Source organism: Leptospira abararensis, assembly GCF_016918735.1.
In the GTDB taxonomy this organism is placed as follows: domain Bacteria; phylum Spirochaetota; class Leptospiria; order Leptospirales; family Leptospiraceae; genus Leptospira_A; species Leptospira_A abararensis.
The window spans coordinates 1-11,654 of record NZ_JAFFPR010000018.1 but is presented as its reverse complement, the minus strand read 5'-3'; the positions used below and the strand labels follow the sequence as shown (position 1 = coordinate 11,654).

Annotated in this window: 10 protein-coding genes; 7 read left to right on the top strand and 3 right to left on the bottom strand. The window is 37.2% G+C overall.

Translation table 11 applies throughout. The features are described 5' to 3' along the window. On the bottom strand, positions 1-432 hold the full coding sequence (locus tag JWG40_RS04875) for a hypothetical protein (RefSeq protein WP_232369182.1): 432 nt from the start codon (positions 430-432) through the stop codon (positions 1-3). A gap of 190 nt (positions 433-622) precedes the next feature. Here JWG40_RS04875 and JWG40_RS04870 point away from each other — a divergent pair, with 190 nt between their 5' ends. Further along, positions 623-1,876: a U32 family peptidase C-terminal domain-containing protein gene (locus JWG40_RS04870; protein ID WP_205284891.1), complete on the top strand. Its 1,254-nt coding sequence runs from the start codon at positions 623-625 to the stop codon at positions 1,874-1,876. Between the two features lie 98 nt (positions 1,877-1,974). Then, positions 1,975-2,841 (top strand): DUF4349 domain-containing protein, encoded by an 867-nt coding sequence (locus JWG40_RS04865; protein WP_205284736.1) that lies wholly within the window; start codon positions 1,975-1,977, stop codon positions 2,839-2,841. Between the two features lie 70 nt (positions 2,842-2,911). Here JWG40_RS04865 and JWG40_RS04860 read toward each other — a convergent pair whose 3' ends face one another. Both JWG40_RS04860 and JWG40_RS04855 read right to left on the bottom strand, forming a co-directional pair. Then, on the bottom strand, positions 2,912-3,361 hold the full coding sequence (locus JWG40_RS04860; protein WP_332470270.1) for a hypothetical protein: 450 nt from the start codon (positions 3,359-3,361) through the stop codon (positions 2,912-2,914). A 126-nt stretch (positions 3,362-3,487) separates the two neighbouring features. Next, positions 3,488-3,946 carry a hypothetical protein gene (locus JWG40_RS04855; protein WP_205284735.1) on the bottom strand — a complete coding sequence of 153 codons (459 nt, stop codon included), beginning with the start codon at positions 3,944-3,946 and terminating at the stop codon, positions 3,488-3,490. Between the two features lie 182 nt (positions 3,947-4,128). Here JWG40_RS04855 and JWG40_RS04850 point away from each other — a divergent pair, with 182 nt between their 5' ends. From JWG40_RS04850 to creD, 5 genes are all read left to right on the top strand, one after another. Further along, the gene (locus JWG40_RS04850) at positions 4,129-6,123 is read left to right on the top strand and encodes a methyl-accepting chemotaxis protein (protein ID WP_205284734.1); all 1,995 of its coding nucleotides are present in this window, start codon (positions 4,129-4,131) and stop codon (positions 6,121-6,123) included. Between the two features lie 64 nt (positions 6,124-6,187). Continuing rightward, positions 6,188-8,050, top strand: a complete 1,863-nt coding sequence (locus JWG40_RS04845; RefSeq protein ID WP_205284733.1) for a gamma-glutamyltransferase family protein — start codon at positions 6,188-6,190, stop codon at positions 8,048-8,050. Between the two features lie 10 nt (positions 8,051-8,060). Then, the gene (locus JWG40_RS04840; RefSeq protein ID WP_205284732.1) at positions 8,061-8,729 is read left to right on the top strand and encodes a response regulator; all 669 of its coding nucleotides are present in this window, start codon (positions 8,061-8,063) and stop codon (positions 8,727-8,729) included. A gap of 61 nt (positions 8,730-8,790) precedes the next feature. Continuing rightward, the gene (gene creC / locus JWG40_RS04835) at positions 8,791-10,173 is read left to right on the top strand and encodes a two-component system sensor histidine kinase CreC (RefSeq protein ID WP_408611487.1); all 1,383 of its coding nucleotides are present in this window, start codon (positions 8,791-8,793) and stop codon (positions 10,171-10,173) included. 74 nt (positions 10,174-10,247) lie between these two features. Beyond that, positions 10,248-11,576, top strand: a complete 1,329-nt coding sequence (gene creD / locus JWG40_RS04830) for a cell envelope integrity protein CreD (RefSeq protein ID WP_205284731.1) — start codon at positions 10,248-10,250, stop codon at positions 11,574-11,576. Positions 11,577-11,654 lie beyond the last annotated feature (78 nt).

Below are 11,654 nucleotides of genomic sequence, written 5' to 3'. Positions count from 1 at the left end.
TCAGAAAAGGGAGAATCCCCGGGACACAAGGATTCCTAAAATCGCAATCGAAACGGATACCAACAAATTGAATCTACCAAAGAAAGCAGAAGTTTTTCTATACCGTTCATATTGAACAGGATCAGTTGTTAAGTAGAGAAATGTTTTGGGGCCAGTCACAAAGTCGTGATATAAAGAAGATAAAAATAAAATGGTAAATAATCCTATTTTAGATAGAAACATGAAACCTATGTTAGTTGAAAAAAGTGCTCCATTTGATTCAAAATAACCTTTGTTATATAGAAGTCCTATCCCTGAGATAAGAAAAACTAAAAAAATAAAGTAAGATATATTTCTAAACTGGAGAGCTGTTAATTGGAGTAACCTTAATTTCTGATCTTTTAGTTCCGGATTTCGTATGACAGGCATCACTACGATTACATAAAAAATCATTCCTCCCACCCAAACCATCGCAGAGAAAATATGTAAGATTAAAAGTATAAAGTAAATCAACATGATAGATTAGAATGGAATGGATGGATCTCTTTGTCGTTTCCTTTTTTATTTTTAGAAACAATCTAAAAATCTATCTTATATATTTTCCTTTTTAGAAAAGGGGATTCTTTTGGGATGGGTAAAGAGTATATCCCAGATGAGAAAAATTCCAGAACTGTTACTTCCCGCGGGAAGTTTAGAAAAATTAGAAATTGCTTATCTATTTGGTGCCGATGCAGCCTATTGTGGTGTCCCTAGGTTTTCCTTGCGAGCGAGAGAAAACGATTTTACTATTGAGGCATTGGAAGCGGGTGTATCCCTTGCCCGGAAACTCGGTAAAAAAATCTATTTCACTGTGAATAACATTCCCAGAAATTCTAAGTTACCATCCTATCCAAAGTATTTAGATAGGATGGCGGCTCTAAAACCGGATGCATTGATTATGGCTGATCCTGGTTTGATACTTATGACTAAAGAAACTCACCCTGAAATCGACATTCATATTTCAGTCCAAGCCAATACAATGAATTATGCGGCAGTAAAATTTTGGAAAAAATTTGGTGCCACTCGCGTCATTTTGTCGCGTGAAGTTTCTATTTCTGAAATAACAGAAATCAAAAATGAAGTTCCTGATATGGAAATTGAAGTGTTTGTTCATGGATCCATTTGTATCGCCCATAGTGGTCGTTGTTTTATGAGTAATTATTTTAAAAAACGGGATGCCAACCAAGGTTCTTGTAATAACGCCTGTCGGGATTTGTATAAAGTGTTTGTGACCAATCCGAAACAGAATGATGAGGCGATGGAACTCATTACAGACGAGGAGGGAACCTTTTTAATGAATTCAAAAGATCTACGAGCTATTGAATTCTTACAAGAGTTATGTGATGCGGGAGTGGATTCTTTAAAAGTGGAAGGTCGCACTAAAAACGATTATTATGTGGGGATGGTGGCTCGCAGTTACAGACACACCTTAGATAGGATTGCACGAGGAGAAGGTTTTGACAGGAAGTGGTTACTAGAACTGGATAAAGTTTCTTCTAGAAAATATTTTTCTGGGTTTTTAACTCGTGGGATGGAAGATAGAGTTCCTGAAGAGGAAAGAGATTTCCAAAACAATGAATTTGGAACGAGTTTACAGATGAGTCAAAAGTATGCAGGGTTTGTAAAAGAATATAAATCCGATACAAAACGAATTGTCATTGAAGTCAAAAATAAAATCCAAAAAGGGGATGTGATGGAAGTGATCACAACCACAGATCCGGATCCCTTAACGTTTACTGTAGATCAAATTTTTTATAAAGAGAAACCCGTGGAAGTAATTAGTGGGGGAATGGGAACTGTTGAGTTAGAAGTTCCATTTCTGATTCCTTCGAAATCTTTTTTAAGTAAAAAACTATAAGACAGTTTTACTCGTCGGAGATTTTAACCACTTCTTATTGAGAATCTGTCTAAGGAGAGCTGTTAAGTAACTATAGAAATGGTTAGTAAGGATTTTTTGTGAGAAATAAAATAATATTTTTAATCTTCGTACTGTTTGTCTTCACCCTGAACTGTGGAAAAGAATCTAACGGGGAAAGTACGGCACCGCTCGAAGCCGAGATGCGTTCCATGGATGTTGCTAGTGAAAAAAAAGTGGCTCCCAGTGCTCCGAGAGTCGAAGAGAACGTTGAACAACCGTCAGTCGAAAGCCAATTAGGACAAGTATTTGTTCCTATCCCCACTAGTTCCGAACGATTACTCGAATACCAAGTCCAATTAAGTTACCAAACCCAAAATTTGATTAAAACACGTAAGGATATCCTTGGTTTTATCACCAAATATGGTTATATCGAAAGTAGTTCTGCTGTGAATGCAGACTCTCCTTATATGAGCCTTCGCGTTCATATCCATTCCGAAAAATTATATGAAGCCTTGATTGAATTGGATACTTATGGGGTATTACTTAGTGAAGACATTTCCACTGTAGATCATACCGAAGGAATGGTTTGGCAGAAGATCAAATCAAATCGTGAAAAAATTCGTTTAGCTCGACGTTCGAATGCGAACAACCAAACTTCAGCCAATTCAAAAAATTGGCAAGCGATCGAAGAAGCTGTAACCGATAGCGAAAATAATTTGGACAATTCGGAACATGAAATTTGGAAAATCAAAGATAAGGTAAAATGGGCCACCTTAAACGTAAATTTTTCGACACCCATCCCACCGGATAAAATCCAAGTCCCAACGTACAAAAATGCTTTTATTGGAATCCTAAATGTATTTTTAGAATTAACATACTATCTGATTTGGATGATTCCTTTATTTTTCCTTGTAGGTATTTTGTATTTTCCTGTGAAAAAAATCGGGAAGTATTTTAAAAAATAATTTAGAGAGAAAAAGGAAGGAAATCCAATCATACAACGAAAGACTGTAACCTTTCGTTGTTGTTTTTCTTTTAGTTACAACTACTAGAAGAGAGATTGAACTTTTTTTTCTCTTCTAGATCAGCGATGGTTTTTCCGTAATCACTTTGAAGTTTGAAACAACCCATTTTGTTTTGTTTTTCTGCTTTTTGAAAACAATCACAAACAGCAGATACTTTTTCTTCTGTGGAAAGATTAGAATTTGTTTCTGGTGTGCCAACTAACTCTTGTTCGCATTTTTGTAAAGAAGTGAGGTAGGAATCATAGGCTTTAGATCCTTTTTTTAAGGCAACTACATGTTCTTCTCTTTGTGACAAACATTTCTTTTTATCCGCCTCTTTTTCGGAAGCCTTTGCCTTTTTTAAACAATCGCAGAGTTCTTGTGCTTTTGCTTCTGGACTAGCCATGAGTCCTGTTGTGAACAAAAATAAAATACAAAGGAGGATTTGTTTTTTCATCCCAGCGATTTTATGTTTTCTCACTTAAAGTCAAGGACGTTTTCTCTTCTCAATTTAGAGAACAAGATTCATCTCATAGAAAACAAAAAGCCAATCCGCTGAGACCAGGGAGTGGCTTTTTACTTAAGAAAACGATTCGCTTTTCTTAATTTAATTAGCGGGTAAGGAATAGTTTCGTATCCATGATTCTGACTTTTGGGGATCATCAAAAAAATGTTCTGAATCTTTTCCGAATCGATTTTCGTATTCATTGATTTTATAACTATCATGGTGGCAATGGACAGCAGCCAAACATTCAATTTTGTTTTTGGAAGTAAGTTTTAAATCCTTTGCTTCGTCGAATAAATCCAAGTACCCAATTCTCCAATTGTACTGGCTTAAAAGAAGTGGGATTATGTCCCGGTAGGATTTGTGTGCGGAAACGGAGGCAGGGTTTAGACCGTGAAGGTTTACAAAGATTTTGAATTTGGTGCCAGCAGGAATTTCAGCAAACGTTTTTTCCAGACTTTGTTTCCATTCGGATACTTCCGTTTCTGTCACAGCACCAGAAATTCGAGTGATGACTAAAGATGACTGCTCTTCCCATTTTGTATAGATTTCGTTGTTCATATGGTTTGGACATGAGTAGTAATCCCTATATTATAAAAAAAGTATTTTTTGTTAGAATGATTCTAGGTATGTTGCAAAAAAACAGTGCTTTCAAACTCTGAACTAATAGACCATGTGGTGGGTTCTTTAAGAATATTCTGATATTCATAACCACGTTCAATATAAACAATCGGGAAAAATTTATGCAGCGTAATTCTATTAAATTCATTTTGTTACTGAGTGGAGCTTCTATTCTGTTTATCATCAGCTGTTCTGTTGGTGTTATTGCCTATTATTTCGGACAGAAAAAGATAAAAGAGGCTTATATCGGACAAATGCAAGGAATTGTAGAAGTTGTTGGGCAAGAGATCGATGATTTTTTTGTAAATCATGTGAATGTCATTAAAACTGTAGCCAATGACCAGAGAACCATTACATCCTTAAAAACCGGGAAACCTATCGCGCAGGCCTACTTTAAGGAGATGAATGATCGGTATGGAGTTTATGAAAATATCTACACACATACTTACGATAATGATCCCCGAGTTGTAGCTGATGCTACTGGCCAAGCCATTGGTTGGAAAATGAAACCGGAGGATATGGATCCAGAAGAACTAAAGGCTGGTAAAGAAAAAAGACACTTCGTTGGAAAACCTATTCTAAATCCGCTCACAAACAATCCAGTGGTTACCATTACTTACCCGGTGTATGACAACGGAAAATTAATTGGAAACGCGGGCATTGCACTTTCACTCATAAACTTAACTGATAAGGTAATCAATAAAATCAAAATTGGTCGCGACGGTTATGTTGTTGTTTCTACAAAAGCGGGACTACTCATTGCTTTAAAAGAAAAAGCTCAAATTTTAAAGTACGATTTGTCCAAAGATGAATCAGGTGCACGTATGTTGTCTTTGAAAACAGGAGATGTACTTGAGTTTGAATATTTAGAAAGAGAACACCTTGCTGTGAGTCATCATTTAAAAGATTGGGGAATGGTGATCCTTGCTATCCAACCAAAAGAAGAAATTAAAGAAGCATTGTTTGAATTACTTGTGATGATTGGAATTTCTTCTGTTGTCATAGCTTGCATTTCCATCTGGTTATTTTTTATCCTACTTAGCAAACGTTTGAATCCATTAGAAGACGTGAGTCATATTTTTAAAGAGATGTCAGATGGGAATTTAACTTCGACCATCAAGGTTGTTTATGATGATGAGATTGGACGAATGGGACAAGGACTCAACTTATTTATTGCTAGTTTAAGAAAATCTTTTGAAGAGATCCAAAGGATTACCATTGAACTTGCGGCCTCATCAGAAGAATTAACTTCCTCTTCCAATAATTTTGCCACAGGAGCCCAGTCTACTGCTGCATCTTCAGAAGAAATGTCTGCCACGATTGAAGAAATGTCCGCAGGAATGGATCATATTGCCGCGTCTACAGATAGGCAATTTGGAAACTTTACCAATTTCCATTCTAAAATTAGAGAACTATCAGAAAGTATTCGCAAAATTGGATCTGAAATTGAAAGCACATTGAAGTTAGCGGAATCTATTTCTAACCAAGCCAAAAAAGGAGAAGAGTCCATCCAAGGTATGAGCCAAATGATTGAAAACATCCTTCATTCCTCGGGAGAGATGACTGCCATCATTCAAATCATCAATGAAATCTCTGACCAAACACAGCTATTGGCTTTGAACGCTGCCATTGAGGCAGCTAGAGCTGGTGAAGCAGGAAGAGGGTTTGCCGTTGTAGCGGATGAGATTTCCAAACTTTCAGAAAAAACAGCCTCCTCTATTAAATCGATTGGAAGTATGATTACTAAAAACAATCGGGAATTGGATTCTGGTGCCAATGCCATTCGTTCTTCCGCCGAAATGTTACACAACATCATCCAAAATGTGGAAACAGTAAATAAAGCGATGAACAAATTATACTCAGTCACTTCTGCCCAAGAGTCCATCAAACGAGAAGTAGATGAAGGTGCTGAACAAATGGGTCTCGATGCAGAGACAATCAAACTTTCTACTAATGAACAAAAGAGAGCAGTAAGAGAAATTTCGGAAGTCATCATTCAAATCAATGAACATACGTTAAGTACTGCTTCTGGTTCGGAAGAGATGTCCTCCTCTGCACAAAATTTAGCCTCGACAGCAGAGATTTTGAGAGGGATCACAGAACGATTTAAATTGTAAAAATTGGTTCGACATAGAATCAAAATTTGCCATTGTCTTTATCAAATTGTAATTTGAGGATTTCATGGCAAATTTACTAAAGATTTTTTTCTCTCTGGCAGTTTCGATTTTTTTATTCCAATGTTTGGGAAGTCGTCGGCCACTTGTTCCTTCCTATGTAGATCCGCAAGGAAGTTTACGTGATGCTGCCGTTGGAAAAAAGTTTATGGTGTCTACTGGGAATCCATTGGCGACTAAGGCTGCGATCAAAGTTTTAGAAAGTGGTGGGAATGCTGTTGATGCAGCAGTTGCAGCCCTCCTTGTGTTAAATGTAACCAATGGAGAAGCTGCTAGTTTTCCTTCCGTTGCACCAACATTAGTTTATGATAAAAAATCAGGACAAGTCAAAAGTTACATAGGAGCTGGGACAGCACCTAAAAAAGCAAACATCGAATGGTTTAAAGAGAAAGGTTATGATGTGATGCCAAAAAATTCTATTTTGACTCAGTTGTTACCTGCATCTCCCGATGTGATAGTACGATTGTTACAAGATCACGGAACCAAATCTTTCTCAGAACTGGTGCAACCTGCAATCAGTGTAGCGGAAGAAGGATTTCCAGCAAATCGAATTCTAGTAAAGAACTTAGACTTACCTTTATATAAACGTTTAGGTTTTACATTGATTATGCCATACAACTCAGAAGTATATCTTGAAAAAAAATGGTGGTATGGAATTAGAGAAGGGGAACTTACCAAACGATTGGATCTTGCGAAGACATGGAAGTCTATGGCCAATGAAGAAGTTCAAACCTTAAAAAGGGGAAAAACCAGAAAACAAGCGTTAGAATCTGTAAGAGACTATTTTTATAAAGGACCTATTTCTGACGCCATTGTAAAACTACATACGGATAAAAATGGTCTGATTACGAAAGAAGATTTGGCAAACTATGTTGGTGGTTGGGAAAAACCAGTTCCCGGTGAGTTTAGAGATTATCAAATTTTATCAAACCAAACTTGGACACAAGGACCGGTCGTTCCCATGGTTTTGCAACTGTTAGATGGTATTGATCTTAAATCGATGGGTCATAACTCACCGGAATATATCCATACAGTTTCACAAGCGATTGAGCTTGTCATTGCGGATAGAGAAAAGTATTTTGGAGATCCAAAATTTGTAGAGGTTCCTATTGATGGTTTGCTTTCCAAAAAATATGCGACTCTCAGAAGAAAACTGATTCAAAAAGATGCCTTTGGGGTTACACCTCCTTCCGGAAATCCTTGGATGTTTGATACAAAGAAGCCAAACTCTGCTAACACAAAACCTAACGAAACAAAGGATGAGACTATCAGTGAAATTAAGTATGGGAAAGACACAACTTATTTGAGTATTGTGGATGAAAGCGGGAATGCAGTCTCTCTCACACCGAGTGATTTTCCTCAATCCCCTATGGTTCCAGGTACAGGACTTACTTTAGGAATCCGTATGACACAGTTTCGTTTGGACCCAAATCATCCTTCCGCACTCGCTCCTGGAAAACGACCACGGATCACACCTAATCCAGGAATGGTATTAAAACAAGGAAAGTTGTGGATGAGTTTTGGGACACCTGGTGGCGATGTCCAAAGCCAAGCGATGATTCAATTTTTTCTAAATGTCATAGTGTTTGGAATGGATCCACAAAAAGCAGTGGAGGCGCCTAGGTTTCGTTCGGTGAACTGGCCAGATAGTTTTTCTCCACATACTTACAGGCCTGGTGGAATAGAATTAGAAGAGACTTTGTATACAGCGGTCTCTGATTCTTTAGAAACGAAGGGTTACAAAGTTTATAAAAAAGGGCATCTGGATAATGATTTTGGTTCCGTCTGTGCAGTGTTAAATGATGTTAAAAATGGGAAACTGATCGGAGTTGCCGATCCTAGAGAAGAGTCCTGGGCAGAAGGAAAATAAATTTTCACTTATGACCAAAATACTTCTGATAGAAGATGAACCAGGGATTCAGGAAACCATCCAAATCACTTTGGAGTCGGAAGGATTTTCTGTATCGCTGGCTTCCACAGGAAAACAGGGAATTCAAAAAGTTTCCCATGATATCTCTCTCATTGTTCTCGATATTGGACTACCTGACCAAAGTGGATTTGAAGTTTTGAAAGAAATCCGAAAATCATATCAAACGCCTGTTATTTTTTTAACGGCAAGAAATACAGAAATTGATAAAGTTTTGGGATTGGAAATTGGAGCAGACGATTATCTTGTAAAACCATTTAGTCCCAGAGAACTTTTGGCAAGGATACGGGCCGTTTTAAGAAGAACAACACAACCCCAACCAATGGAAGATCATAAATTTAGAATTTCATTGGATAAAAAATTAGTTTATTTGAATGGAAAAACTTTGAATCTTTCGCCTTACGAGTACAAAATCATAGAATTATTTTTTAAATGGCCCGGTCGTATTTTTACTAGAGAAGAAATTATGGACAATGTGTGGACGGAACCAGAAGATAGTTTCGACCGCGCTGTGGATACAGTTATCAAAAACATCCGTGCCAGGTTCAAAGAAATTGAAAATGACTTCGACCCGATTGAAACGAGAAGGGGACAAGGTTATGGATTGAAGGAAAAGATATGAACCTTTGGATTCGAATCATCATTAGTTTTTTTTTATCCTAAGTATTGGATTTTATTATTTAATCGATAAAACAGAAGAATCCATTCGCCCTCGTTACATGGAAACTGTCGAGGAGTCGTTAAACGATACGGCTCATATTTTGTCTGCCGTTGTGGAAGAAAGATTAGAACAAAATCCTCGTGCCCACCTAAAGTTCCAAGATACCCTTCATTCCCTATTTTCACCTGTATTTGAAAATACAAACAAACGTTCCTTCAAAGCAAAAATCTATTCTCTTTTAAAAACTAATGCAGACATTCAAGTTTATATCACCAATGCAAAAGGAATTGTGATATTTGATTCTGAAGATTATAGAGTAGGACTCGATTACTCTAAGTTTAACGATGTGTATTTGACTCTTCAGGGAAAGTATGGTGCAAGATCGAGTAAACTCCTTGATAAGGAAGGGGAAGGTGCTTTGTTTGTAGCCTCTCCCATCCAATATAAAAATCAAATCATTGGTGTTCTCACTGTCATCAAACCCAAAACTGGTGTGATTCCCTTTATTGATGAGGCAAAAAGAAAGTTTTGGAGAATTTCTCTCCTTGTTGCTTCTGCGATTGCCATCCTGTTTAGTGTGCTTGCATATTTGATCTTTCGGCCCATTTTAAGACTTTCTCAATATGTGAGTTCACTTCGAAAAAAAGAGAAAGTTGTGTTTCCCAAACTTGGAATTCGTGAGTTGAACGAACTGGGACAAGAGGTGGACTTACTTGTCGAAGAAATTGAAGGGAAAAAATATATAGAATCTTATGTGCAAACTTTGACTCATGAAATCAAAAGTCCACTCTCCTCGATTTTAGCATCAGTAGAACTGTTACAAACCCATCCCAACGAATCGGAACGACTCACTAAAAATATACAGGAAGAAGCAAAACGAATCCAGAATATCATTGAACAATTGTTAGAACTTTCGTCTCTGGAGGGAAAAAAATCTTTTTCCTTGGAAGATAGAGTTTTCATTCATGGGTTAGTCGAGGAAGTGATTTCTGATTTTCAATCCGAATTACAATGGAAATCCATACTTGTGGTGATTGGTTGTGAAGATACAACTTGGGAAATCAAGGGAAATCGCCATTATTTGTATTTAGCCATAAAAAATTTGATCAGAAACTCGATCGATTTTGCGAGCGAAAACCAAACCATAAACATAGAAATTTATAAAGAACCAGACGATTCCTTAAAATTATCTGTGATGGACGAAGGCCAGAAGATTCCTGATTATGCACTCACTCGGGTGACAGAAAAATTCTATTCTTTACCAAGACCAACAAACAATCGTAAAAGTTCTGGTTTAGGACTTAGCATTGTAAACCAAATTGTCAACCTTCATGGCGGTAAGTTGGAAATCATGAATCGAGAACCGCGAGGTGTTGTGGTTTCTATTTTTTTTCCAAAAACTTAAACCCTCACAGAATCCTCACATTCAGAACATAAAAGACTCACGATAAAGATCTATCCTGGTAATAGGAGATTTTTATGAGCAAACTACAAACATCTGTCAACCTTCGCCTTGCCATCCTTGGCGGAATGGTTTTATTATTTATCATTCCACTGGTGATGATTGGTTCTTTAATCGAAGAAAGAAGTGCCGCAAGAAATGAGGCTGTAATCGAAGTGGGAGAAAAATGGGGAACTAAACAAACATTAGTTGGCCCAATCCTGATGATTCCTTACAACCTAAGAATTCCAAAATCGGGTTCCACTAAGGAAAAGGACAAATGGGACTATATTACCGATTATGCCTATTTTTTGCCTGAGGATTTGGATTCTTTTGTAGATATGAAAACAGAACTTCGAAAAAGAAGTATTTACGAAATTCCATTATACACAAGTAAGGTGAAGGTAACTGGAAAATTTTCACCAATACAGTCATCTGATTTTCCGATTGATACAACTTATATCTACTGGGATGATGCAAAACTCATTGTTTCTGTTTCTGATCTGAAGGGACTTGGAGGCGAAATGAAACTATCATGGGCAGGTAAGGATAAAAAGTTTTTACCTGGGACCAGATCTTCCTATTTACCCTCAGGACTGAATTCCCCCGTTTTTATTTCAGAAGCTGGTAATTCGATTACCTTTGAAATCCAAATGGATGTTAAAGGATCTGAAACACTTTCTGTGATTCCCGTTGGAAAAAAATCCAAACTGATGATGAGTTCTGATTGGAAAGATCCATCCTTTAATGGAAACCTTTTACCAAAAGATCGTTCGATTCATGAGAATGGATTTTCTGCTGTTTGGGAGTCATCTTACTTTGCAAGATCCTATCCCCAAGTGATCCATTCTATGGACGATTCGATCTTAAATTCCATTTTGAATTCTGGGTATGGAGTGAGTTTAGTGATTCCTGTGGATCATTATTTGAAGATGGAGAGGTCTGTAAAGTATGGACTTCTCTTTATTGTGACCAGTTTTGCTTTGTTTTTTCTGATGGAAGTGTTTGGTGGAGTTTTGTTACACCCGATCCAATACATTTTAATCGGTTCGGCTATGGTATTGTTTTACATTCTGAATCTATCTTTTTCAGAACACTTTGGGTTTTTGCCAGCCTACATTTTGTCGAGTTTGGCAGTAACAGGACTCATAGGATACTATGCGATCAGTGTATTGAAGAACAAAAGAAAAGGACTTATCACTGCTTCGTATTATTTGGTTCTGTATTCTTTTCTTTATGTAATTTTGGCATCCGAAGAACAAGCGTTACTTCTGGGATCTTTGGCTCTCTTTTCCATTCTTGCAGCCGTTATGCATTTCACTCGCAAAGTGGATTGGTATCAGTTTGGAATAAAGAAGGAAGGTTAGGAAGGAACAGAATTTTTGGAATTGGAAAATTAGAAGTCGAAATGATTTAAAAGGTAAATCTAACAGGGATCAAATCCC

Coding starts and splice junctions, on each gene's coding strand:
- JWG40_RS04875 (WP_232369182.1), bottom strand. CDS start 432: ATGATTTTTTATGTAATCGTAGTGATGCCTGTCATACGAAATCCGGAA.
- JWG40_RS04855 (WP_205284735.1), bottom strand. CDS start 3,946: ATGAACAACGAAATCTATACAAAATGGGAAGAGCAGTCATCTTTAGTC.
- JWG40_RS04850 (WP_205284734.1), top strand. CDS start 4,129: ATGCAGCGTAATTCTATTAAATTCATTTTGTTACTGAGTGGAGCTTCT.
- JWG40_RS04845 (WP_205284733.1), top strand. CDS start 6,188: ATGGCAAATTTACTAAAGATTTTTTTCTCTCTGGCAGTTTCGATTTTT.
- JWG40_RS04840 (WP_205284732.1), top strand. CDS start 8,061: ATGACCAAAATACTTCTGATAGAAGATGAACCAGGGATTCAGGAAACC.
- creD (WP_205284731.1), top strand. CDS start 10,248: ATGAGCAAACTACAAACATCTGTCAACCTTCGCCTTGCCATCCTTGGC.